Origin of the sequence: Nocardia sp. NPDC051030, from assembly GCF_040683015.1 — a bacterium.
GTDB lineage: Bacteria > Actinomycetota > Actinomycetes > Mycobacteriales > Mycobacteriaceae > Nocardia.
Window position 1 is genome coordinate 614,572 of record NZ_JBFBCD010000005.1, and the last position, 26,035, is coordinate 640,606.

Sequence of the window (26,035 nt, forward strand, 5' to 3'; positions counted from 1 at the left end):
GAGCGCTTGTAGACATGAGCGAAGAGCCGACCGGCACCGACCTAGCCGAGGGGGTCGTGAAGGGCCCGCCGAAGACCCTCGCGAGCGGCCTCATCAAGGCCATGCGGCCGCGGCAATGGGTGAAGAACGTCCTGGTGCTGGCCGCACCGATGGCCGCGGGCAAGACCGCGGCCGGCGATATCGTGATCACCGATATGCACGTGGTCGGGCATGTCGCCATCGCGTTCGTGGTGTTCTGCCTGGCGGCTTCGGGCATCTACCTGGTCAATGACGCGCTCGATGTCGAGGCGGACCGCGCGCACCCGACCAAGCGCTTCCGGCCGATCGCGGCCGGAGTCGTTCCGGTCAACCTGGCCTACGGGTTGTCGGTGGTGTTGCTGGCGGCCTCGATCCTGGGCTCGTTCCTCGCCAACTGGCAGCTGGCCGTGGTCATGGCCATCTACATCGGCATTCAGCTGGCCTACTGCTTCGGCCTGAAGCATCAAGCGGTGCTGGACATCTGCATCGTGTCCTCCGGGTTCCTGCTGCGCGCGGTGGCCGGTGGCGCGGCCGCCGATATCAAGCTGTCGCAGTGGTTCCTGCTCGTGATGGCCTTCGGCTCGCTGTTCATGGCGGCCGGAAAGCGCTACGCCGAGTTGAAGATCGCGCTCGACACCGGCGCCAAGATTCGTAAGTCGCTGGAGTACTACACCCCGACCTACCTGCGCTTCGTCTGGACTTTGTCGGCGACCTCGCTGGTGCTCTGCTACGGGCTGTGGGCCTTCGATCCGACGGTCAAGCACAACGAAAACGTCTGGTTCGCCATCTCGATGATCCCGTTCACCGTCGCCATCCTCCGCTACGCCGTGGACGTCGATGGCGGTGAAGCCGGTGAACCCGAGGAGATCGCACTCGGGGATCGTGTCCTGCAGTTCCTCGCAATAGCCTGGATCGGAGCGGTAGGTGTCGCTGTCTATCTCACCTGACGTGGAAGTGGGAGAAGAGCGCGAGGAGGGCGCGCCGACGGCACAGTTGCCGGTCGGTCGCGCTCGACGGAGTGCGGACGACTCGGTCGCCCGCAGCTCGCGACTATCTCGCATCATCTTCGTCGGTGGGATATTGCTGACCGCGACCCTGTTCGCGGCCGGCGGCTGGCAGCGGCGCTGGATCGCCGACGACGGCCTCATCGTCCTGCGCACGGTGCGAAACCTGATGGCGGGCAATGGTCCCGTGTTCAATGCGGGCGAACGCGTCGAAGCCAATACGAGCACCGTATGGACCTACCTGGTCTGGTTCTTCAGCTGGCTGACCCAGGCGCGGCTCGAATACGTGGTGCTCGGCATCGCGCTCACGCTGTCCGTGCTGGCCGTCGTGTTCGCCATGCTCGGCACGGCACGACTGTGGGGCGGAACGGCTTCCGGATTCCTGGTGCCGGCCGGTGTGCTGGTCTATATCGCGGTGCCCCCGGCCCGCGACTACGCCACCTCGGGCCTGGAATCCAGCCTGGTCATCTTCTGGCTCGCGGTGCTGTGGTGGTGGCTGATTCGCTGGTCGCAGACCGAGAAGGTGCGCCTGCCAGGCTTTTTCGGGCTGGTCTTCTTCGCCGGAATGGCACCGCTGGTCCGGCCCGAGATGACCCTCGTCGGCGCGCTCGCGCTGCTCATGCTCTTCCTCGCGCCGGTGCCCGAAACCCGCTTCCGGGCATGGCAGTTCCGCATCGCCATCGTGGCGGTGGCGGGCCTGGTGCCGATCGTCTATCAGGTGTGGCGGATGGGCTACTACGGTCTGCCCTATCCGAATACGGCGGTCGCCAAGGACGCCGGTGGGGCCAAGTGGAAGCAGGGGTTCGTCTACCTGTGGGATCTGGTCGGGCCGTACTGGTTGTGGCTGCCGCTGCTGGTGCTCGCGCTCGCGGCGGGGATCGCCATGTGGTCGCGCCGCACCGCCGATCTCGACGGTCGCCATGGCGTGGACTTCGACGGCGAGGCCGACGAGGCTCCGGATACCAGTCTGCGCAGCCGGATTCACCGTTTCAGCGTCTGGCTGCACTCGCCGTCCGCCGTGGTGGCGCTGATGGTCGGCAGCGGCCTGCTGCTGACCGTCTACGAGATTCGCGTGGGCGGCGACTTCATGCACGGCCGCATGCTGCTGCCGCAGCTGTTCTGCCTGCTGCTGCCGGTGGCGGTGCTGCCGGTGCGGATTCCCGCGGGGCTCCTCCGGGGTGAATCGTCCGGAATGCACGGCCGGGACTGGGCTTTCGTGGTCGTGCTGGCGGCGTTCGTCGGTACGGCGGGCTGGGCCCTGTTCGCTGCCAATACGACCGCGATCAAGGCGGGCACCAAGATCAGCTCGACCGGCATCGTGGACGAGCGGATCTACTACGTCCTCAATACCGGTCACGATCACCCGATCCGCGCCGAGGATTACCTGGACTACCCGCGCATGCGCGCCATGGTCCGCGATATCACCAACACTCCCGACGGCGGCCTGCTGATCAACTCGCCGTCCTACATGAACTGGTACATCGCACCCCCGCCGGAACCCATCCCCGACGGCGGCGCGGGCCACACCGTGTTCTTCCTGAACCTCGGTATGACCAGCATGAACGTGTCCTTGGACGTCCGCGTCGTCGATCAGATGGGCCTCGCGTATCCGCTTGCCGCGCATACCGAACGCCTCTCCGACGGCCGCATCGGCCACGACAAGAACCTCTACCCCGACTGGGTCGTCGTGGACGCGGGCATGGTGGACCAGCACCCGTGGGTGCCCTGGTTCATGGACGAGCGCTGGCTGACCCAGGCCCGCGCGGCCCTGAAGTGCCCGGAGACCCAATCCCTCCTGGCCTCCACCCGAGCCCCCCTCACCTTCGACCGCTGGCGCCACAACGTCCAGCAGTCCCTGGACTTCGCCAAATACCGCATCGACCGCGTACCCAAGTACGAGCTCGAGCGCTGCGGCCTGCCAGACCCCACAGCCCCACCCAAGTGAACTGAGACGAAAACGAGACCCCGCGCCCGGACAGGCGCGGGGTCTCGTTTTTGATGGGGGTTCGGGGGCGAAGCCCCTGAGACTCCGCGTCAGCGGTCTTCTGCCTGATGGGGGGCGTGGGGGCGAAGCCCCCACAGTCCCGAGGGGGTTCGGGGGCGAAGCCCCTGAGAGTCCCGAGAGTTTGGTTTGAACCTTTTATCACGTTTTGGGGCAACGTTTCTCGAGTTCCGTCTCGATTAGGTAACGCCGAGGGGCCGGTTCCGCGATAGGCTCCATGAGGACGCTCGTGGCGGCCCACAATTCATGTGCCGCAACGGTTGTCGCAATACGAACGGGGCTGGTAGGGGACCCGGGCGCTCGGACGAAAGGCCGGAACGAATATGCGGGGCATGGCTGTGAACGGTGGGGCTCGGTCGGGACATGCACGGGGACAGGGATTTTCGAGGTCCCGGAGCTGGCTGAAGAAGTCGGTGCTGGGGTTGGCGCTGGCGACCATGTTGCCGTTCGGGGCGTCGGCGATCGCCGCCGGTCCGGCGAATGCGGCGCTCAATACGGATGGGTTCGACTTCTGGGTGGACTCCGCTATGGGCCCGATCAAGTCACGCATTTTCCGTGCGGCAGACGGCAATACAAACCGAGTGGTCTATGCACTGGACGGCCAGCGCGCCCGCGACGACCTCAATGGCTGGGAGATCGAGACCGAAGCCTCTCGCGCCCTGACCGCCGCGAACATCAATGTGGTCATGCCGGTCGGCGGCCAATCCAGCTGGTACGCGGACTGGAACTCACCCAGCACCTTCCTCGGCAGTTCCGCGGGCGCGAATGCGGGCACCTCCGGTTCCGGTGGCACACAGGTGCTTTCCGGCGGCCCCGGCAAGTCCTCCACCTACAAATGGGAAACCTTCCTGACCACGGACCTGCGCAATGCCTTGCGAGATCGCCTGGGCTTCAGCGTGACTCGCAATGGCGTGTTCGGCCTGTCCATGAGTGGCGGTTCCGCGCTCATGCTGGCGGCCTTCCATCCGGACCAGTTCATCTACGCGGGTTCCTTCTCCGGCGCGCTGAGCCTGTCCGTGCCCGGCATGCGCGATGCCATCCGGGTCGCCATGATCGACTGCGGCGGCTACAACATCGAGGCGATGGCCTCGTCGAAGGATACGAAGTGGGCGCACCTGGACCCCTTCCAGTTCGCGCCCAAGCTGAAGGCCAACAACACCCGCCTGTACATCTCGGCGGGTAGCGGCCTGCCCTCCTCGATCGACGGCATCAATGCCTCCACCGTCAATGCTATGGGCATCGAGGCGGTCGCGCTGGTCGGCACCAAGTCCTTCCAGTCCCGGTACGCCAGCCTGGGCGGCGGTAATGTCACTTATGACTTCCCGGCGCTGGGCGTGCACAACTGGATCAATTGGAATGCCGAATTGACCAAGATGCTGCCCGATCTCTCCGCGAATATCGGGTGAGAAAAGTGCGCCCCCGAGAATCACAACAATGTAAGTCCAGGAGTTATAGCGCGTAAGCATGAGTCTGACGTGACGGATTGTGTCTCTCGAGCCCTTACGAGGCACAGTCCTGCGCCACATTCCGGGTAAACCGTGGCCCGCGTCACTTTTGTCACGAACTGATAACGCCCTGTTGGTGCCAGCACGATAGGCTCCCCGAGACCTCTGCCGTGGTCACGAACTTGCGGTGGACAGAACAAGCCGATGACACGAAAGGCCGGACAGGCATATGCGAGGCGAGAGACGTCAGAGTTCCCGCGGCGGTTGGCTCAAGAAATCCGTGGTGGGTGTCGCTCTGGCGATGCTGATGCCATTGGTGTCGGTGGCGGGAGCAGGCTCCGCCAATGCGGCATTCGATCCGTCCGCCTTCGACTTCTGGGTCGACTCGGCCTCCATGGGTCCGGTCAAGTCCCGCATCTTCCGTGCGGCCGACGGCAATACCTCCCGCGTCGTGTACGCCCTGGACGGCATGCGTGCCCGCCAGGACCTCAATGGCTGGGAGAACGACACCGATGTGGCGCGGGCGCTGACCGCCGCGAACATCAATGTCGTCATGCCGGTCGGCGGCCAGTCCAGCTTCTACGCCGACTGGAACGCCGCGAGCAGCATTCTCGGCTCGGGTGACGGCTCCGGTTCGGCCTCCGGCTCGGGCACGCTGTCCTCCTCGGGCTCGGCGTCGGGCTCCTCCTCGGGTTCGGGCGGCCTCCAGATGCTCTCCGGCGGCCCCGGCAAGAGCTACCGCTACACCTGGGAGACCTTCCTGACCCAGGACCTGCGCAATGCGCTCAGCGCGCGACTCGGCTTCAACCCGAACCGCAATGGCGTGTTCGGCCTGTCCATGGGCGGCTCTGCCGCACTGACGCTGGCCGCCTACCACCCGGACCAGTTCAGCTACGCGGGTGCGTTCTCGGGCTATCTGAACATCTCCGCGCCCGGCATGCGTGAGGCCATCCGCCTCGCCATGATCGACGCCGGCGGCTACAACGTGGACTCGATGGCTCCGCCGTGGGGCCCGCAGTGGCTGCGCATGGACCCCTTCGTCTTCGCGCCGCGCCTGAAGGACAACAACACTCGCCTGTGGATCTCCGCCGCGAGCGCCATCCCCGCCGCGAGCGATGTCACCTCGGTGATGTCGGTGATCCAGGGCATGCCGCTGGAGGCCCTGGCCCTGGCCAACACTCGCGCCTTCCAGGTCCGCATGGCGGCCATCGGCGCGGGCAATGTCACCTATGACTTCCCCGGCACCGGTGTCCACAACTGGAACAACTGGGCGGCCGAGGTCTACCGGATGATCCCGGACCTGTCCAACAACATCGGATAGCTGCTTTGTTGCGCTAACCCGCACTCGCAAGAACCCTGCGCCCCGTTCCATTCGGAACGGGGCGCAGTGCGTTTCGGGGAGGCCGCATTCGAGACTCGCTATCGGGATCCGCCCAAAGATGCCGAATAGGTGGTTCGATACTCCTTCAGGATCGAAGAATATTACTGCGGGATCGGGATTTCAGCTCCAACGAGAGGGCTAGGTCGATGCGGGGTAGCGGTTTCAAACGGGCGGTACTGGGAATAGCGGCAGCATTGCTGCTACCACTCGGAGTCACCATGGCCGGAACTCCCTCGGCCACGGCGGCTTTCGACCCGGGCGCCTTCGATTTCTGGGTGGACTCTCCGGTCATGGGTCCGATCAAGACGCGGATCTTCCGCGCGGCCGATGGGAACACGAGTCGTGTCGTGTATGCCCTGGATGGCCAGCGCGCCACCGAGCTCCTCAATGGCTGGGAGAACGACACCAATGTCGGGAACGTCCTGAGCAGCTGGAACATCAATGTGGTCATGCCGGTCGGCGGCGAGTCCAGCTTCTACGCCGACTGGGCCGCGCCCAGTTCGTTCTTCGGCATACCGGGTGGCGGATCGTCGGCGCAGACCGGTTCGGGCGCGACCGAGATGTTCGGTGCGGGCCCCGGCAAGAGCTACCGGTACGACTGGGAGTCGTTCCTGACCAATCAGCTGCGCTGGGCGCTGCGAGACCGGTTGGGGTTCAACCCGAATCGCAATGGCGTGTTCGGCCTGTCCATGGGCGGCAGCGCCGCGCTGGTGCTGGCGGCCTACCATCCGGACCAGTTCAGCTACGCGGGCTCGTTCTCGGGCTATCTGAACATCTCCGCGCCCTCCATGCGGGAGGCCATCCGCACCGCCATGCTCGACGCGGGCGGCTACAACGTGGACTCGATGGCCCCACCCTGGAGCCCGCAGTGGTTCCACATGGACCCGTTCGTCTTCGCCCCCACCCTGATCGGGAACAACACCCGGCTGTGGATCGCGGCGGGTAGCGGTACGCCGATGCAACAGGACCTCGACATCCCGCTCGGCATGGCCGCGGACCGCTTGATCCGAGGCGCGCCACTCGAAGGCCTGGCACTGGCGAATACCCGTGCCTTCCAACTCCGAATGGACTCGCTCGGTGCGAGAAATGTCGTCTACGACTTCCCGCCGACGGGCCTGCACGCCTGGACGAACTGGCAAGACGAGGCATATCGGATGATTCCGGACATGTCGGCCAATATCGGGTAAATACGCTGATAAGGAAGGCCTCCACCGATTATGGTGGGGGCCTTCCCGCGCTACGGATAGTTACGATTGCGCATCCCGAGGTGTTTCACCGGTCGTCGGCTCCGAATACGGGCCTATAGAGAAGTTCAGAGCGGCAGCAGTTCCTGCGTTTCGTATGTGGTCAACGGTGATCACGAAAGGCGAGTCGATGCGGTCTGTGCGGTTGGTCGGGTCGGTGGCGGTTCGGCATGGGCGCACGGTGTTGCGCCGCTCGGCGGCGGGGCTGGCCCTCGCGCTGGCACTGCCGTGGGCAGTGGCGATGGGCGGGGGAGCGCCACCCGCGGCGGCTTCCTTCGATCCGGGCGGGCACGACTTCTGGGTCGATTCGAGCATGGGCCCGATCAAGTCGCGCATCTTCCGCGCGCAGGACGGCAATACGCAGCGCGTGGTGTACGCGCTCGATGGATTGCGCGCCCGCGATGATCTGTCCGGCTGGGAGATCGACACCGATATCGAGCGGGTGCTGACGGCCTGGAACATCAATGTCGTTATGCCGGTGGGAGGTCAGTCCAGCTTCTATTCGGACTGGATGACGCCGAGCAATACGAATGGGCAGACCGTGCCTTATGCCTGGGAGACCTTTCTGACCCGGGACCTCCGCAATGCGCTCTCGGCCCGGCTGGGTTTCAATCCGCGCGGGAACGGCGTGTTCGGCTTGTCGATGGGCGGTAGCGCCGCACTCGTGCTGGCAGCGTATCACCCGGATCAGTTCCGTTATGCCGCATCATATTCCGGTTATCTGAATATCTCCGCGCCGGGCATGCGGGAGGCGTTGCGTGCGGCGCTGCTGGATGCGGGCGGCTACAACATCGACTGCATGTGGGGTCCGCCGTGGAGCGAATTGTGGCTGCGCAACGATCCTTTCGTATTCGCGCCGATACTGCGCGCCAACGGAACCCGGCTGTGGGTGTCCAGCGGTAACGGCCTTCCCGGACAGCGGGATGTGGTGCGCACTCCGCTCGATGCCTACAACCTCACCAATGCGGCGGGGCTGGAGACCATCGCGTTAGCCAATACTCGCGCCTTCCAAGCGCGGATGGACTCGCTCGGCCCGAGCAATGTGGTCTTCGACTACACCCCGGAAGGCGTGCACAGCTGGGGCTACTGGGCGGATCAGGTCTACAAGATGCTGCCGGACATGAGCGCCAACATCGGTTGAACGTAAGGATTTTCCCGCCGTTGTCGCGACATCACCAGCGATTCGCGATAAGGTCACCGCACGATTACGGCCGGAACTTGATAGTCGGAATCGGTCACTCATTAGCGTGACCTTGCCAACCGCTCGGACGGTCGAATACCCTCCAGCGAGCAAGTGTGACCAAACGTGGTGGCGCTGTACTCACATCGAAGCGTCGGGATTCGCTGTGAGTGCTGATCGGGTATGTGTGCGGTGGCTTCGCCATGCGCTCATACGCGAGACAACTGAAAACTTTTAGGTGTAGAGAAGGAGCAGTATCCATGCGTTTCGGCAGGTCCGTCGTGCCGGAGGCGAGCCGTCAGGCTCACCGCGGCTGGGGCGCACGACTTCTGGCTGCGAGCGCCGCGGCACTGGCCATCCCGACCGCAGCGGCTGTGGCGGCTCCTACTATCGCAATGGCCGTTCCCGTGGCCGGGCCCGTGCATCGCACGCCCGCCGGTGGCTATGACGAGCTGATGGTCCCCTCGGAAATGGGGCCGGTCAAGGTCCAGGTGAAGTGGGCCAGCAACGGCAGCAACAAGGCCATCTACCTACTCGACGGCCTCCGGGCCCGCGATGATCAGAACGCCTGGTCGTTCGAGACGAACGCACAGCAGCAGTTCGAGAACGACGATGTCACCCTGGTGATGCCGGTCGGCGGTCAGTCCAGCTGGTATGCGGACTGGACCTCGGCCAGCAATACCAATGGTCAGAAGTACACCTACAAGTGGGAAACCTTCCTGACCAAGGAACTCCCCGATTTCCTTGCGGGTTACGGTGTTTCGCGCACCAATAACGCCGTGGTGGGCCTGTCGATGAGCGGCCCGGCCGCGCTTCGCCTGGCTGCTTTCCACCGCGACCAGTTCAAGCACGCCTCTTCCTTCTCCGGCCCGCTGAACTGGAATGCCCCCGGCATGCGTGAGGCGATCCGGGTCATGATGCTGGACTCCGGTCGCTTCAATGTGGACTCGATGGCCGCGCCGTGGAGCCCGGCCTGGCTGCGCATGGACCCCGCGGTCTTCGCGCCGCAGCTGAAGAACCTGCCGATGTACATCTCGGCGGCCAACGGTCTGCCCACGGATGCCCCGAACTCGGCGGTCGGCGTCTTCAATACCGCGAATGCCATGGGCATCGAGGCGATCTCGATGGTCACCACCCGCCTGTTCCAGGCTCGCCTGAACTCGCTGGGCATCAATGCGGTCTACGACTACCCGGGTGCCGGTGTGCACAACTGGAAGAACTGGGAGCAGGAGCTTTTCAAGGCTCGCCCGTACATCCTGGCCGCGCTGAACGGCTGATACACCGGGCTCGCGCCCGATCGAAAAACCAGGAACCGGCCACCCTACGGGGTGGCCGGTTTTCTTGTGGCTCCCCATGATTCGCCCCGGCGGGGTAGAAAACTACTGTGACACGTGTGGCGATTGGTAGATGGGGGAGACGGGGACGCCGCGGATTCGCGGCGTTCGCGGCGGCCACTTCGGTACTTGTGATGGGTACGACGGTGCTGGCGACGGGGGTGACGGCGCAGGCCGATCCCGTAGCCGTGCCACCGAAGTCGACGCCCGCGATCCGGAATGTGGTGTGGCTGACCGATAGACGGGTGGCCCTGTGGGTGGATTCACCCTCGATGGGCACCCAGATTCAGGTGCAGCTGCTGCTGGCCAGGGACTGGAACGGCAAGCCGGACAGCAAATTCCCAGCCCTGTTCATGCTCGATGGCCTGCGCGCCACCGACGATCAGAGCGGCTGGACCAAGGACGCCGGGGCGGAGGCGTTCTACGCGGACAAGAACATCACTGTCGTATTGCCGGTCGGCGGGGCCGCGAGCTTCTATACCGACTGGAAGCGCCCGGACAATGGCAAGACCTACAAGTGGGAAACATTCCTCACCAAGGAATTACCGCCGCTCCTGGATCGTGACTGGCGCACCACCAATGTGCGCGGCCTGGCGGGCCTGTCCATGGGCGGCACCGCGGCCATGAGCCTGGCGGGCCGCAATCCCGGATTCGTGCGCTACGCGGCCTCCTTCTCCGGGAATCTGACCCTCACCACTCTCGGTATGCCGCAGGCGATTCAGTACGCCATGAAGGATGCGGGCGGCTACGACTCCGATGCCATGTGGGGCTCGGCCACCGACGCGGAATGGGCGTCGCACGATCCGCACGCGCTGGCCGAGAAGCTCAAGGGGATCAGCCTGTACGTGTCCAGCGGCAGCGGTTTGGCCGGGGCCAATGACATTCCGTCCGGCATTCCGGGCGTGAGCACCAATTGGGCGGGCATGGCCTTGGAAGTGCTGGCGCGGCTGTCGTCCTTGCAGTTCGTGGCCAAGCTGAACAAGCTGAGCATTCCGGTGCAGGTGAATTACCGTCCGTCCGGGACGCATTCGTGGCCGTACTGGGATTTCGAGATGCGGCAGTCCTGGCCGCAGGCGGCGGCCGCGCTCGGTGTGGAGGCGGCCAAACCGGATTGTGCCGCGGCGGGGGCGATTCTGCCTGTGGCACTGGGTAAATCCTGGCTGGGCGACTGTCTGACCGGGGAATTCGCGGTGGCGGGCGGTGCGGCGCAGGATTTCCGGGGCGGCCGGGTGCTGTGGTCGGCCGAGGGCGGCGCGCATGCGGTGGGCGGCATGATCGGCGGCGCGTACGAGGGCGCGTCGGGACCGACTGGGAGACTGGGATTTCCGATAGGCGACGAAACACCCATTCCGGGCGGAGCGCGTCAGAATTTCCAGCACGGCTACATCACTTTCGCCGACGGAAAAGCCGAGATACACGCCAGCTGAAAGAGATACCCGCCAGTTGCGGCGCAACCGGCGGTAAAGTGCTCCGGGTCCGTGACGCCCGTCACGTTTAACAGCGTTCCCTTGCGGTTCAGGAGCTCAATCTCATGACAGCACAGGGTGAGTCATGCCCGAATTCGGTATCGAAATCGCGCTTTCCAGTCGCATTGCGCTGGCGAAAGTTATTGGCGGCCACGGCCGCCGTGATCGCTTTGCCCGGATTGGCCGCTCCCGCCATGGCGGTCCCCGGGCACGGCATAGCGCACCGAGCCACCCCGGAGGGCGGGTTCGAGGAGCTGATGGTCCCCTCCAGCATGGGACCGATCAAGGTGCAGGTGCAGTGGGCCGCGCACGGCGGTGACGCGGCGCTGTATCTCCTCGACGGCCTGCGGGCGCGCGAGGACTTCAATGCCTGGACCTTCGAAACCAATGCGCTGCAAATGTTCGCGCAGGACAATGTCACCCTGGTGATGCCGGTCGGCGGCCAGTCCAGTTTCTACAGCGACTGGCGATCGCCATCGAGCACCAATGGCCAGAAGTTCACCTATCGCTGGGAGACCTTCCTGACCGAGGAGCTGCCCGCCTTCCTCGAGGGCTACGGCGTCTCGCGCACCAATAACGCGGTGGCCGGACTCTCCATGGGCGGCAGCGCCGCACTGGCCCTGGCCGCCTATCACCGCGATCAGTTCCAGCACGCCTCCTCCTTCTCCGGCTATCTGAACATCTCCGCGCCGGGCATGCGGGAGGCCATTCGCATCGCGATGCTCGACGCCGGGCGCTTCAATGTGGATTCCATGGCCTGGCCGTGGAGCCCGGCCTGGCTACGCATGGATCCGTTCGTCTTCGCGCCGCAGCTGCGCGGCCTGCCCATGTACGTCTCGTCCTCATGGGGCGTGCTCGGCGTGCACGACCAGGTGGACTCCGCGGTCAATGTCTTCAATACCGTCAATGCCGTTGCCCTGGAGGCGCTGTCGATGGTGAACACCATCTCCTTCATGGCCCGCCTGAATTCCCTCGATATCGGCGCGCACTACAACCTGCAGACCAAGGGCACGCATTCGTGGGGCTACTGGCAGGACCAGCTGGAAAACGCCCGGCCCGACATCCTGGCTGCGCTGGGCGTTCAGTAGCAGGAAATCGGTAGCCGGTAGAGAAACTGGTCGTTTGCTGAAGTAGGTCCGGTTTCCGCGCGTCCTACCGGGCGACGAACCCTTTCGGGGGTACAACACTTGTGTGGTTGGAGTTGTCAGTGGGACGAAGCGGGCTCGCCGGCGCTGGACGGCGTGCGCCGCGGCCGTGGTGTTTCCACTGGTCGCGGGCACTGTCGTGGGCATTGCCCCGGCGGTGGCCGAACCCGATGCCGCGCCCGTCCCGGCGACCGTCCAAAAGGTGCAGTGGCTGAGCGATCGCCGGGTGTCGCTGTGGGTGAACTCGCCCGCGTCCGGCAGCCCCGTCGAAGTCCAGTTGCTGCTCGCGCGCGACTGGCACAACCGCACCGACGCCAAGTTCCCGGTCATGTTCATGCTGGACGGTCTGCGCGCCACCGACGAGGAGAACGGCTGGACCAAGGATGCCGGCGCGGCCGGGTTCTTCGCCGACAAGAACATCACCGTGGTGCTGCCGATCGGCGGCCAGTCCAGCTTCTACACCGACTGGCAGCAACCGTTCAACGGCCACAACTACAAGTGGGAAACCTTCCTCACCAAGGAACTGCCGCCGCTGCTGGAAAGCCAGTGGCGCGCCACCAATGTGCGTGGCGTGGCCGGACTTTCGATGGGCGGCACGGCCGCCATGATGCTGGCCGCCCGCAACCCCGGCTGGGTGCGGCACGCCGCCTCCTACTCCGGCTTCCTGACCCTCACCTCGCTCGGCATGCCGCAGATGGTCAATTTCGCCATGCACGACGCGGGCGGCTACGACTCGAATGCCATGTTCGGTCCGCCGACCAATCCGGCGTGGAAGGAACACGATCCGTACGAGCTGGCCGACAAGCTGAAGGGCTTGAGCCTGTACGTATCCAGCGGCAGCGGCTCCGCGGGCGCGAGTGATCCGGCCTCCGATATTCCGGGCATCACCACCAATTACGCGGGCATGGGCTTGGAGATCCTGTCCCGGCTGAGCTCGCAGAACTTCGTGGCCAAGCTGAACAAGCTGACCATCCCGGTCTCGGTGAATTACCGTCCCTCCGGCACACATTCGTGGCCGTACTGGGATTTCGAGATGCGGCAGTCCTGGGCGCAGACGGCCACCGCGCTGGGCGTGGACACCGCGCTCACCGACTGCAAGGTCGGCGGCGCGATCGCCGGAGTCGTGCAGGGCAACAACTGGCTCGGCGACTGCCTCACCGGTGAGTACCCGGTGCAGGGCGGCGTGGTGCAGGACTTCCGCGGCGGCCAGGTCTACTTCTCGCCCGCCACCGGCGCGCGCCCGGTGGCCGGTGCGATCGGTGGCAGCTACGCGGGCCTCAGCGGTGCGGGCAGCGGGCTGGGCTTCCCGACCGGCGTCGAGCAGGCGCTGCCCGACGGCCGCGGCCGCTGGCAGACCTTCCAGAGCGGTTCCATCTACTGGACTCCGCAGACCGGCGCGCAGATGATCCGCGGCGCGGTCCTCGACGAATGGGGCAAGCAGGGCTTCGAACGCGGCCCGGCGGGCTACCCGAACAGCCCGGAGCAGCGCACCCCGAACAAGGACGGCGTGGTCCAGGGCTTCGAGCACGGTCCGATGTACTTCAGCGCCAAGACGGGCGCGCATCTGGTGCAGGGCCTGGTGCTCGGCAAGTACGCGCAGGTCGGTTTCGAGAACAGTCCGTACGGCTTCCCGATCGCCGAGGAAGGCGCGCTGAAGGATCTGGGCCGGTTCTCCCGGTTCGAGGGCGGCAATATCTATTGGAGTCCGCTCTCGGGCTCCTGGGGTGTGCGCAATGGCCCGATCATGGACGCGTGGAGTGCGCTCGGCTTCGAGAACGGCGTCCTCGGCTACCCGATCAGCGATGAGGGCCAGAACCCGGCGGGCGCGACCCAGCAGAATTTCCAGGGCGGTTCCATCCAGGTGCGCGACGGCAAGGCCCAGGTGCTCGGCCTGGACGGCCGCCCGATCGGAGCGCCCGTCGCTCCCGCGCCCGCGGCGCAACCGCAGGTCCAGCCGCAACCCGCCGCCCGGCCGGAATCGGTGGAGGGTCTCCCGCTCCCGATCGAGGGCCTGCCGCTGCCCATCCCGGCGCTCGGACCGGATGTCCGGCCGAACTGACTTGTCCTGAGAAGTGGTGCTGACTCGTCCTGAGAAGTGTGTGAGGGTGTATCGCGAGGGGGGCGCAGCGAGGCGGCTTGCCGCTAGCCTGGTTGCGACCTTGTGCCCGCAGACAGATCAAGGAAACGAATAAATGCATCGGACCCGTGGAAAGGTTTTCGGCATGGTGGCCGCAGTCGCTGCCGCCGGACTGCTCGCAGCCTGCGGCAATAGTGATTCCACCGCGACGAGTACGCCCACGCTGGCCCCGACCACGACCAAGGCCAGCGCCGTGGCACCCACCACCCCCGGCGGTGACGCACCGTCCACGGATCAGTCCGCGCCGGAGACCGCCCCGACCACCAGCGTCGCGGCCGAGCGCCCGCAGCCGGTGCCGTCGCAGTTCATCACCACGCCCAGCAATGCCCCGGCGCTCACCGACAAGGACAAGACGTTCCTGGAGGAGCTGAAGAAGAAGGGCATCAGCCCGGCTTCCTCGGATATCGCCCTCACCGCGGGAAACCTGGTGTGCCAGGGCAAGTCCGGTGGCGCGACGGATGAGCAGATCCTGACCTACGTGACCGCGATCGCCGGTTCGGATCCGTCCTTCGACGAGTCGAAGATGTCGGTCGATCAGGCCGGCAAGATCTACGTCGACGTCGCGACCGCGAGTTACTGCAACAAGTGACCACGACGCGACGCCGCCCCGGACGCCGGTCCAAGCCGGCGGGATGCCTGCTGCTCATCGCCCTGATCGTGATCGCGATCATTGTGGCGCTGCTGCTCTGGTACCTGCTGGCGGGCCGGCTGCGGGTGCCCGGTCCGGGGACCAAACCGCCCAAGGAACCCACCTCGCAACCGGCCACGTGCCCGGATGTGCTGTTCCTGTCGGTGCCGGGCACGTGGGAGTCGAACAGCAATGACGACCCCTACAACCCGACCGCGAATCCGGCGTCGCTCATGCTCAATATCTCCAACCCGATCCGGGAGAAGTTCCCGAACGAGCGGGTGGAGGTCTACACGGTTCCGTACGTGGCGCAGTTCTCCAATCCCATCGCGCTGCCGCCGGACGGGCAGGCCTCCTACAACAACAGCCGTTCCGAGGGCACCCAGCGGGCCACCGACAAGCTCGCGGCCACCTACAAGGCCTGCCCGCTCACCTCGTACGTGATCGTGGGCTTCTCGCAGGGCGCGGTGATCGCGGGCGATGTGGCCGCGCAGATCGGTCAGGGCAAGGGCCCGGTCCCGGCGAACAAGGTGCTGGGCGTGACGACCCTCGCCGACGGCCGCCGCGACGACGGTGAGGGCGGTAAGGCCATCGAGATCGGCGAATCCCCGGCCGGGGTCGGCGCGGAGGTCGCGCTCAAGGGCCTCAATGTCCCGGGCATCACCATGACCGGCGATCGCGGCGGCTTCGGCGAGCTGGTCGGCCGCACCTACACCATCTGCGCACCCGGCGATATGGTCTGCGACGCCCCGAACCAGGCGCTCAGTCCGGGCAATATCCTCGGCAGCCTGAACGTCCTGGTGAAGGCCGCGGGCAATCCGGTGCACAGCCTCTACAACGGCTTCAAGGTGCAGGACGACGGGACCACCGCGACCCAGTGGACGGTCAACTGGGCGTCGGGCCTGATCGACAATGCGCCGCATCCCGCGCACTCCTGACCTTGGCGGCACTCGGCAGACCCCCCAGTTTCAGGGTCACGTTGTAGAGTGCTCCGAGTTGCGGCACCGGCTTTGTGCCGCAGCGCAATCCGGACAGCCAGGAGCAGGTGGTTCATGACGGCGACCACGTCGCATGTGGTGATCGGCACACTCGTCGAAATCGCCGATCGCACCCTGCCCGTGCGGCAACTCACATCTGTGTCCCGCGGCGGGGGTATACCCCGTCCACAGGACGGCATTCGCACCGGTGATCCCGTTAACGCGAGTCGAGTGAGCTGGGATATGTTTGGCCGCTCCAGAGCATGGCAGGGCGGCTCCTCTGTAACATGTCTCTGGTTTGAGAACATCTAGCCAATAGACGGTCACCGCGCAGACCGCAACACAATTCTGCAGGTTGGCTCTCGCATGGAGCTCCCGCGGGCGAAGAGTCTGGGCCTCACAGGTAACAGCGGCTATGCCGCATGCCGCGTGTGCCTTGGAGGAGAAGAAGGAATGGACGAGACTTTCGACGATTACCTCGACGAAACGGGGAACATCACGATCCCCGAGGGCCGTACCCTCGTCGACTACGTCGAGAAGCACACCCACGGCAACGACGCAGATGATCTGGCGTACCGCTACATCGATTACTCACGCGAGCGCGACGGTGAGTATCAGGACCTGACCTGGAGTCAGTTCGGCACTCGGCTGCGCGCGGTGGCCGCCAGACTGCAACAGGTGACCAAGCGGGGTGATCGTGTCGCGATCCTGGCCCCTCAGGGTCTGGACTACGTGATCTCCTTCTTCGCCGCCATTTATGCGGGCACCATCGCGGTGCCGTTGTTCGATCCGGACGAGCCGGGTCACACCGATCGGCTGCATGCTGTGCTCGGTGACTGCACTCCCTCGGCGATCCTGACGGCCAGCTCCTCGGCCGCCGGTGTGCGCCAGTTCTTCCGTTCGCTGCCGGCTGCGCAGCGGCCCCGCATCATCGCGGTGGATGCGATTCCCGACGCTGTCGGTGATTCGTGGATCCGCCCCGATATCGCGGTAGACGATATCGCCTACCTGCAGTACACCTCCGGTTCGACACGCGTCCCGGCGGGCGTGGAAATCACGCACCGGGCGGTCGGTACCAATGTGCTTCAGATGGTGAACGCGCTGGACCTGAACTGGAACTCGCGCGGTGTCACCTGGCTGCCGCTCTACCACGACATGGGTCTGCTGACGGTGATCCTGCCCGCCGTGGGCGGCAAGTACATCACCATCATGTCGCCGGCCTCGTTCGTGCGCCGCCCGTCGCGGTGGATCAATGAGCTGGCCGCGGTGTCCGACGGCGCCGGAACCTTCGCCGCCGCACCGAACTTCGCCTTCGAGCATGCCGCCGCCCGCGGCCTGCCCAAGCCGGGCGAGGAACTCGACCTGTCGAACGTGATCGGCCTGATCAACGGCTCCGAGCCGGTGACCACCAAGTCGATGAAGAAGTTCAACGACGCGTTCGCGCCGTACGGCCTGCCCAAGACCGCCATCAAGCCCTGCTACGGCATGGCCGAGGCCACCCTGTTCGTGTCGGCCACCCGGCACGAGGACGAGGCCAAGCACATCTACGTCGACCGCTACGAGCTCAATGCCGGTCGCATGGTGCGGGTCGAGCAGGGCCACGAGAACGCCATCGCGCAGGTCTCCTGCGGCTATGTGGCGCTGTCGCAGTGGGCGGCCATCGTGGACCAGGATTCGATCGACAATCCCGACGGCGCTTGCGAGCTGCCCGAGGGCCGGGTCGGCGAGATCTGGCTGCACGGCAACAATATGGGCATCGGCTACTGGGGTCGCGCCGAGGAAACCCAGAACACCTTCCGCAATCGCCTGGTCAACCGGGTCGCCGAGGGCAGCCACGCCGAAGGCGTCCCCGCTGAGGGCAATTGGCTGCGCACCGGTGACTACGGCGTCTACTACGACGGCGAGCTCTACATCACAGGCCGCGTCAAGGACCTGGTCATCGTGGACGGCCGCAACCACTACCCGCAGGACATCGAGTTCTCCGCCGAGGAGTCCTCGAAGGCGCTGCGCCCCGGCTACATCGCGGCCTTCGCGGTCCCGGCCAACCAGCTGCCCGCCGAAGTCTTTGCGCAGGACAGCCATTCGGGCATCAGCTACGACGCCGACGATGCCTCCGAGCAGCTGGTGATCGTGGCCGAGCGTGGTCCCGGCGCCGGTAAGGCCGATCCGGGCCCGATCGCCGACGCGGTGCGTGGCGCGATCTCCCAGCGGCACGGTGTCACCGCGCGTGACATCCTTTTGGTGCCGGCCGGATCGATTCCGCGAACCTCCAGCGGCAAGATCGCGCGTCGCGCCTGCAAGGCGGCATACCTGGAAGGCACACTGCGTGGTGGTTACACGCAGCAGGCTTTCCCCGATGCACCAGACGAGGAGTGAGGTACCTACCTCACTGGTGAATGGCGCGGCCCGATCCGGACCGCGCCATTCATGGTTATCGCACCCGCCGCAACCAGGCGGAACAGCGAGGATCTCAACAATTCTGCCGCGCACCGTACGCAGACAGGTAACTTGAGGAACTGATGGCTGAGAACGAGGACATGGTCCCCACCCAGACGACCGAAACTGCCCCGACGGTGTCCGGCGACGCCGCAGCCGCACCGAAGGCCGCCCCGACGGGTGCGGATATGTCGGTGCAGGAACTGCGGGAATGGCTGCGCCACTGGGTCGCCGACGCGACCGGGCAGCCGCTCGAGAACATCACCGTGGACCGGCCCATGGAGGAATTCGGCCTGGCCTCGCGGGATGCGCTCGCCCTCGGCGGTGACATCGAGGAACTCACCGGTGTCCTGCTGAACGCGACCGTCGTCTATCAGCATCCGACCATCGGTTCGCTCGCGGAACGAATCATCAATGGGGAACCCGATCTTCCGGCCGAATCGGCTGACGACTCGTTCTACACCGCTGGATTCCAGCCGGGCGAGGCGCACGATATCGCGATTGTCGGGTTGTCCACGCGTCTGCCGGGTGCGGGCGATACGCCCGAATCCACGTGGGAATTCCTGATCAATCGCGGCGACGGCATTCGCGACCTACCCGAGGGCCGCTGGGAGGAATTCACCAGCGTCCCGCGTATGGCGGCGGCGGTCGCGAACGCGAACACCAAGGGCGGCTACCTCGATCAGGAAGTGATCAAGGGCTTCGACGCGGAGTTCTTCGCCCACTCGCCGGTCGAGGTCGAGCGGATGGATCCGCAGCAGCGCCTCATGCTGGAACTGACCTGGGAAGCCTTGGAGCACGCCAGGATTCCGGCCAGCCAGCTCAAGGGCGATCCGGTCGGCGTGTTCATCGGCTCCACCTCGAACGACTTCGCGTTCATCGCCGCGAACTCGCTGGGTGCGCCGCGCGATCCGAACACTCCGCTGTCGGCCGAGGCCTACGGCATCATGGGCAGCGCGTCCTCGATCATCCCGGCGCGCATCTCCTACTTCTTCGACTTCCGCGGTCCGGTCATGACGATCGACACCGCCTGCTCCTCCACCATCGTGGCGGTGCACGAGGCCGTGCGCGCACTGCGCCTCGGCGACTCCGATCTGGCCCTCGCGGGCGGCGTGCAAATGCTGCTGGCTCCGATGCCTACCCTCGGGTTCGAGGCCAATGGCGCGATCGCCAAGGACGGCCGCCTCAAGGCGTTCTCCAAGGACGCCGACGGATTCGTCCGTTCCGAGGGTGGCGGCATGCTGGTGCTCAAGCGCCTCGCCGATGCCGAGCGTGACGGCGACAAGGTCTACGCCGTTATCAAGGGCAGTGCGGTCAACAATGACGGCCGCTCCAACGGCCTGCTGGCTCCGAACCCCGATGCGCAGGCCGAGGTGCTGCGCAAGGCCTACCGGGATGCCGGAATCCCGCCGTCCACAGTCGATTACATCGAGGCGCACGGCACCGGCACCCTGATCGGCGACCCGATCGAGGCGGACGCGTTGGGCCGGGTCGTCGGCCGCGGCCGCGATGCGGACAAGCCCGCGCTGCTGGGTTCGGCCAAGTCGAACTTCGGTCACCTCGAGTCGGCCGCGGGCGTAGCCAGCCTCGCCAAGGTGATCATGGGCTTGCAGCACGGCGTCATTCCGCCGAGCATCAACTACTCGGGCCCGAACCCCTTCATCCCGTGGGATCAGGCGCACCTCAAGATCGTCGAGGAGCCGACCGAATTCCCGCGCTACAGCGGTAAGGCCACCGTTGGTGTCTCCGGCTTCGGCTTCGGTGGCACCAATGCGCACGTGGTCATCCAGGAGTACGTGCCGACCGTCGCCGTCCCCGAGTCGGACAACGAGGCCGCCGATCTCGATCGCGAGGCCACCGATCCGGTGTCCGAGGCCGAGCGGATCACCGAAGCCGCTGCGCCGGAACCGGAATGGACTCGCACCGAGCCGCTCCCGCTGCTCCTGCCCGTGTCCGCCTACCTGCCGTCGCGTCGTCGCCGCGCCGCCAAGGATCTGGCCGACTGGCTGGAATCCGAAGCGGGACAGGCGACTCCGCTGGAGGATGTGGCGCGCTCGCTAGCCAAGCGCAATCACGGCCGTTCGCGCGGCATCGTGCTGGCCACCACGCACGACGAGGCCATTGCCGGTCTGCGCGCGATCGCCGAGGGCAAGCCGGGCACTAACGTGTTCACCGCCGACGCTCCGGCCGCCAAGGGCGCGCTGTGGGTGATGGGCGGTTTCGGTGCGGCGCACCGGAAGATGGGCAAGCCGCTCTACCAGCAGAATTCGATCTTCCGCAAGGCCATCGATCAGGTCGATGTGCTGGTCGAGGACGAGGCCGGTTACTCGGTCCGGGAAATGATCCTGGACGACGAGCAGGACTGGGATGTCGGCACCGGCCAGGTTGGCACCTTCGCCATCCAGGTCGCCCTCGCGGCGCTGCTGCGTCATCACGGCGCGGAGCCGTACGGCGTGGTCGGCCACTCGATGGGTGAGGTTGCGGGCGCGTACATTTCGGGCGGTCTGAGCCTCGAGGACGCGGTGCGGGTCATCTGCTCGCGGTCGCGGCTCATGGGCGAGGGCGAGCAGATGCTCACCGACGACCAGGTCCGCCACATGGCGCTGGTCGAGTACAGCGCCGAGGACATCGAGCGGCTGCTGCCGGACTACCCGGACATCGAGGTGTCGGTCTACGCCGCACCCACCAATACCGTCATCGGCGGACTCCCGGATCAGGTGGCCGCCATCGTGTCGCGCGCCGAATCCGAGGGCAAGTTCGCGCGCGTGCTGCCGACCCGCGGCGCCGGGCACACCTCGCAGATGGACATGCTGCTGGGCGAGCTGGCCGCCGAGCTCGCGGGCATCGAGCCGACCAAGCTCAAGCGCGACCTGTACTCGACCGTCCACAAGGACGGCGTGTACCGCGCGGGCAATCCGGCCGTGCACGATGTCGACTACTGGGTCATGAACATGCGCGGCTCGGTGTACTTCACCAATGCCGTGCGCCAGGCCGTGGACACCGGCATCACCACCTACCTGGAGCTCGCGCCGAATTCGGTCGCGCTCATGCAGGTGCTGGGCACCACCTACGCGGCGGGCGTGCACAATGCCGCGCTCATCCCGACCCTCAAGCGCAAGGAAGACGAGGCCTCCGGCGTTCTCTCCGCGCTGGCGCAGCTGTATGTGCAGGGCCACGCCGTGAACCTGAGCTCGCTGCTGTCCGAGGGCGACTACGCGGACGTGCCGCGTACCGCGTTCGTGCGCAAGCAGTACTGGCCCAAGAGCGCGAGCTTCGGCGGCTCGGGCGACACCCAGGTACCGGGCTCGCACGTCTCGCTGCCGGACGGCCGCCACGTATGGCAGGTCCAGGCCGGAGCCGTCACCGATCTCGGCGCGCTGGTGAATGCCGCTGCCGCACAGGTGCTTTCGGATGTCACGCTGGGAGCCTCGGTGGCGCACAGCGTGATTCCGGCCTCGGGCACCCTCACCACCACCCTCACCCGGCATCCGGGCGGCGCGTCGGTACAGGTGCACGCCAAGGAAGGCGACGCCTTCCGCCTGGTCTTCGACGCGGTGGTCACCTCCGGTGCTCCGCTGCCGGAATCGGTTGTGGCACAGCCCGTCGCGGCCGTCACCGCCGCCCCGGCCGCCGAGGTCGAGGTCGCCGAGGCCGTCGGCGAGCGCTGGAACCCGAACGGCTCACAGTCCATCGAGCAGCGGCTGGCGATCATCGTCGCCGAATCCATGGGCTACGCCGTCGAGGACCTCCCCATGGAGATCCCGCTCATGGAACTGGGCCTCGACTCGCTCATGGCCATGCGCATCAAGAACCGCGTCGAATACGAATTCGACATCCCGCAACTCCAGATCCAGGCCGTGCGCGACGCCAGCCTCCTGGAGGTCGGCAAGGTCCTCCGCTACGCCATCGAACATCGCGAAGAACTCGCGGACATCGCCGCCCGCCAGGCCGCCGGTGAGGAAATCACGGTCGACGCCGACTTCGTCTCCGCCGCCCGCGCCGCCCTGGCCGCCGGTGAAGACCCCGCGGCCGTGCTGCCGAAGCCGGAAGCTTCGATCGGCACCACCGAGCCGACCATGACCGACCGACTCGATGCCGAGGGCACCGACGTGGTCGCCGAGGCCACCGAGATCACCGAGGAAGCCCTTGCGGGCGACCAGACTTCGGCGACCGAAGCCGATTTCGACGCCGCACCGCCGCCCGCCGAGACCGACGCGGATAACGTTCCCCCGCGCAACGCTCCCGAGCGGCTGGTCTTCGCGACGTGGGCGATGGTGACGGGCAAGTCGGCCGGTGGCATCTTCAATACGCTGCCCGAGATCGACGACGCCACCTTCGACAAGCTGGTTGCGCGTCTGTCCGAGCGCGCCAAGGCGCAGATCGATCCCGCCGAGATCCGCGCCTGCGCAACGATCGAAAACATCGCCGACGTGGTGGCCACCTACCAGGAGCACGGCGACGACGTCGAAGGCTTCGTCCGCACCCTGCGTGCGAAGGAAGCCGGGTCGGATGCGGTGCCGGTCTTCGTCTTCCACCCGTCCGGTGGCAACACGCTGGTCTACGAGCCGCTGCTGAAGCGTCTCCCGGCAGGTACGCCCATGTACGGCTTCGAGCGTGTCGATGGTTCCATCGAAGAGCGCGCACGCCAGTACATTCCGGAGATCCGCAAGCGTCAGCCCGAGGGGCCGTACGTCTTCTACGGCTGGTCACTGGGTGCGGTGTTCTCGCTGACGGTCGCGCAGATCATGCGTGCCGAGGGCGCTGACGTGCGTGAGGTCGGTCTGATCGACCTGGCCATCCCGACCGAGCCGGAGAACAACTCCCCCGAGGAGCGAGTGGAGCGGATCAAGCGCTTCCAGGCCTTCGCGCAGAAGACCTATGGCTTCAATGGTGAACTGGATCAGGAGCAGCTGGAGGAACTGGCCGCGGCTTCCGACGCCGATCAGATCGAGATCATCCTCGAGCTCGTGAAGTTCGCGGGCGTCAAGATTCCGGGTGGCGTGATCGAGCATCAGCGCACCTCGTGGATCGAGAGCCGGGAACTCCAGGCCGTCACCCCGTCGCGTTACGACGGTCACGTGGTTCTTTACCTCGCCGACCGCTACCACGATGGAATGATCGAGCTGGAACCGCGTTTCGGTAAGCGGATGCCGAACGGCGGTTGGGACGAGTACCTGACGGATCTGGAAGTTATCCACATCCCGGGTGATCACCTCCAGATCATCGACGAGCCCCGCATCGCGACCATCGGCGCCGATCTCACCAAGAAACTGGCGGAGATCGACACGACCGCGAAATAGCCCCACCGCGAAACAGGTTCTGCGAAAGTAGGTTTTTGCCGAAGGGAGCCATGTGAGCACCACCGCCGAGAAACTCGCGGACCTGCGACTGAAGCTGGACGTCGCGAGAGAACCGGCGGGAGAAGCGGGAGTTTCCAAGCGGGCCAGGAAGGGTATCCCTTCGGCCCGCGACCGGATCAAAATGCTCCTCGATCCGGGGACTTTCGTGGAAATCGGTGCGCTGGTGCGTAATCCGGGCGACAAGACCGCGCTGTACGGCGACGGCGTCGTCACCGGCCATGGGCTGGTGGAGGGCCGTCCCGTCGCGGTCTTCTCGCATGATCAGACCGTCTATGGCGGTTCGGTCGGTGAGATGTTCGGCCGCAAGGTGGCCGGGATCATGGAGTTCGCGGCCAAGGTGGGGTGCCCGGTGGTGGGCATCAATGATTCCGGTGGCGCGCGTGTTCAGGAGGCGGTCACCTCGCTGGCCTGGTATGCGGAGCTGGGCCGTCGTCAGGAGCCGCTTTCCGGTCTGGTGCCGCAGATTTCGATGATCCTGGGCAGTTGCGCGGGTGGCGCGGTGTACGCCCCGATCAATACCGATGTGGTGGTGGCGACCGAGGCGGCGTACATGTTCGTCACCGGTCCCAAGGTGATTCGCGAGGTCACCGGTGAGGATGTCAGCCTCGAGGAGTTGGGTGGGGCGCGTAGCCAGGCCGAGTACGGCAATATCCACCAAGTCGCGAAAGATGAAGCGGCAGCGTTCCAATGGGTTCGCGATTATCTGAGCTACCTGCCCTCCAGCTGTCAGGAACTCGCGCCGATCGTGAATCCCGGTCTGGAACCGGAGCTCACCGAATCCGATCAGGAACTCCGCGGCATCGTCCCCGATGCCGACAATGCCGGTTACGACATGCACGACATCCTGATCCGCATCTTCGATGACGGCGCGTTCCACGAATTCGGTGAGTCCGCGGGCCGGAATGTCATCTGCGGCTTCGCCCGGGTCGACGGCCGCCCGGTCGGCGTGGTCGCGAATCAGCCCATGGTCTACGCCGGTGCTCTCGATGCTCGAGCCTCCGATAAGGCCGCCCACTTCGTCCGAATCTGCGACGCCTTCGAAATCCCCTTGGTCTTCGTCGTCGACACCCCCGGCTTCCTACCCGGTGTCGAACAGGAAAAGATCGGCGTGATCAAACGAGGCGGCCGCTTCATCTTCTCCTTCGTGGAAGCCACGGTCCCCAAGGTCACCGTCGTGATCCGCAAGTCCTACGGCGGCGGCTACGCCGTCATGGGCTCCAAACAACTCGGTGCGGACGTGAACCTGGCCTGGCCGACCGCCCGCATCGCCGTCATGGGCGCGGAAAGCGCCGTAAGCCTCATCGGCGCAAAGTCTCTCGAAGCGGCCCCCGAAGACCAGCGCGCCGCCATGCGCAAGCAAATGATCGACTTCTACAACGCCACCATCGCCACCCCCTGGGTAGCAGCCGAACGAGGCTACATCGACTCGGTGATCGACCCCGCCCACACCCGCCTCGAAATCCGCCGAGCCCTCCACCTCCTCCGCGACAAACGCATCCCCCGAAACCCCCGCAAACACCACCTGCTGCCGTTGTAATTAGGGCATTCGCCCTATACCGGGGTGGGGCATTCCTGACTACCGTCGATCCTCAGTGTGGGTTGGGGTAGCAGGAGGAAGAGTGTCCCGGATTGGTTTGGCCGCAGTGGCTTTGGCTGCGGTGTCGGTGCTGGGGTTGGCGGGGTGCTCGAGTGATTCGGGTAGTTCGGCGTCGACGACCGTGAAGGGGTCGGGGTCGGTGACTTCGACGGTGAAGGCCACGGTGACTACGAGTCCGGGTGCTACGCAGGGGAATCCGGGGGGTCCGCAGGCCGGGCAGCCTGCGCCGGGCGGAGGTCAGGGTGTGCCGGGGGCCGGGCCGGTGGCGCAGCCGGGGGATTCGGGCGGGCAGCCGCCAGCGGGGGATCCGGGGCAGCCGCCTATGGACAATTATGTGAAGTGCACGGACCAGATCAATTACGCGGGGGATCCGCGGTCGAATGCCGAGATCAATATTCTCGGTGAGCAGCAGGGGAAGTGCCCGGATCCGATTCCGGCCGCCACCACCAGTGCTGCGGCGACCACGACCGTCGCGCCTACGACGACTGTCGCACCGACCACCACCGTCGCGCCGACGACCACCGATGCGCCGGTCACGACCGTCGCGCCGACCACGGTGGCCAGTTCCGGGGCCGCGTCGCCGCAGTCGAGCGCGCCTAACGCCAAATAGACCGGCTGTTGAATCGAAGGATCCGTGGAGGCAAACCCACCCCCCGATTGCCTGCATGGATTTCCTCCGAT

General features: G+C 65.8%; 15 protein-coding genes and 1 pseudogene. All 16 read left to right on the plus strand.

Translation table 11 applies throughout. The features are described 5' to 3' along the window. Window positions 1-14 precede the first annotated feature (14 nt). Window positions 15-965: a decaprenyl-phosphate phosphoribosyltransferase gene (locus AB0N05_RS20470; protein ID WP_364696174.1), complete on the plus strand. Its 951-nt coding sequence runs from the start codon at window positions 15-17 to the stop codon at window positions 963-965. A gap of 46 nt (window positions 966-1,011) precedes the next feature. Next, window positions 1,012-2,967 carry a flagellar motor control protein ZomB gene (gene zomB / locus AB0N05_RS20475; RefSeq protein WP_364696550.1) on the plus strand — a complete coding sequence of 652 codons (1,956 nt, stop codon included), beginning with the start codon at window positions 1,012-1,014 and terminating at the stop codon, window positions 2,965-2,967. Window positions 2,968-3,356: 389 nt separating this feature from the next. Then, window positions 3,357-4,430 (plus strand): alpha/beta hydrolase family protein, encoded by a 1,074-nt coding sequence (locus AB0N05_RS20480; protein ID WP_364696177.1) that lies wholly within the window; start codon window positions 3,357-3,359, stop codon window positions 4,428-4,430. Between the two features lie 268 nt (window positions 4,431-4,698). After that, a complete protein-coding gene (locus tag AB0N05_RS20485; RefSeq protein ID WP_364696180.1) occupies window positions 4,699-5,790 on the plus strand; it encodes an alpha/beta hydrolase family protein in 1,092 nt (363 codons plus the stop codon). 206 nt (window positions 5,791-5,996) lie between these two features. Further along, window positions 5,997-7,037, plus strand: a complete 1,041-nt coding sequence (locus AB0N05_RS20490) for an alpha/beta hydrolase family protein (RefSeq protein WP_364696183.1) — start codon at window positions 5,997-5,999, stop codon at window positions 7,035-7,037. Window positions 7,038-7,224: 187 nt separating this feature from the next. Further along, window positions 7,225-8,235: an alpha/beta hydrolase family protein gene (locus AB0N05_RS20495; RefSeq protein ID WP_364696186.1), complete on the plus strand. Its 1,011-nt coding sequence runs from the start codon at window positions 7,225-7,227 to the stop codon at window positions 8,233-8,235. Between the two features lie 299 nt (window positions 8,236-8,534). Further along, window positions 8,535-9,551: an alpha/beta hydrolase family protein gene (locus AB0N05_RS20500; protein ID WP_364696189.1), complete on the plus strand. Its 1,017-nt coding sequence runs from the start codon at window positions 8,535-8,537 to the stop codon at window positions 9,549-9,551. Window positions 9,552-9,742: 191 nt separating this feature from the next. Beyond that, window positions 9,743-10,996: pseudogene (locus AB0N05_RS20505) on the plus strand (alpha/beta hydrolase-fold protein); the annotation flags it as partial. A gap of 143 nt (window positions 10,997-11,139) precedes the next feature. Further along, complete coding sequence (locus AB0N05_RS20510; protein ID WP_364696192.1) at window positions 11,140-12,162, plus strand: alpha/beta hydrolase family protein; 1,023 nt, start codon at window positions 11,140-11,142, stop codon at window positions 12,160-12,162. Between the two features lie 103 nt (window positions 12,163-12,265). Further along, window positions 12,266-14,278 carry an alpha/beta hydrolase-fold protein gene (locus AB0N05_RS20515; protein ID WP_364696195.1) on the plus strand — a complete coding sequence of 671 codons (2,013 nt, stop codon included), beginning with the start codon at window positions 12,266-12,268 and terminating at the stop codon, window positions 14,276-14,278. Between the two features lie 133 nt (window positions 14,279-14,411). Then, a complete protein-coding gene (locus AB0N05_RS20520; protein WP_364696198.1) occupies window positions 14,412-14,945 on the plus strand; it encodes a DUF732 domain-containing protein in 534 nt (177 codons plus the stop codon). After that, window positions 14,942-15,922, plus strand: a complete 981-nt coding sequence (locus AB0N05_RS20525; RefSeq protein ID WP_364696201.1) for a cutinase family protein — start codon at window positions 14,942-14,944, stop codon at window positions 15,920-15,922. Before AB0N05_RS20520 ends, AB0N05_RS20525 begins: the two co-directional genes overlap by 4 nt. 492 nt (window positions 15,923-16,414) lie before the next feature. Then, window positions 16,415-18,337 carry a long-chain-fatty-acid--AMP ligase FadD32 gene (fadD32, locus tag AB0N05_RS20530; protein WP_364696204.1) on the plus strand — a complete coding sequence of 641 codons (1,923 nt, stop codon included), beginning with the start codon at window positions 16,415-16,417 and terminating at the stop codon, window positions 18,335-18,337. 143 nt (window positions 18,338-18,480) lie between these two features. Next, window positions 18,481-23,697 (plus strand): polyketide synthase Pks13, encoded by a 5,217-nt coding sequence (gene pks13 / locus AB0N05_RS20535; RefSeq protein ID WP_364696207.1) that lies wholly within the window; start codon window positions 18,481-18,483, stop codon window positions 23,695-23,697. Between the two features lie 52 nt (window positions 23,698-23,749). Further along, on the plus strand, window positions 23,750-25,294 hold the full coding sequence (locus tag AB0N05_RS20540; RefSeq protein WP_364696210.1) for an acyl-CoA carboxylase subunit beta: 1,545 nt from the start codon (window positions 23,750-23,752) through the stop codon (window positions 25,292-25,294). Between the two features lie 199 nt (window positions 25,295-25,493). After that, window positions 25,494-25,964, plus strand: coding sequence for a hypothetical protein (locus tag AB0N05_RS20545; protein ID WP_364696213.1), 471 nt, complete (start codon window positions 25,494-25,496; stop codon window positions 25,962-25,964). Window positions 25,965-26,035 lie beyond the last annotated feature (71 nt).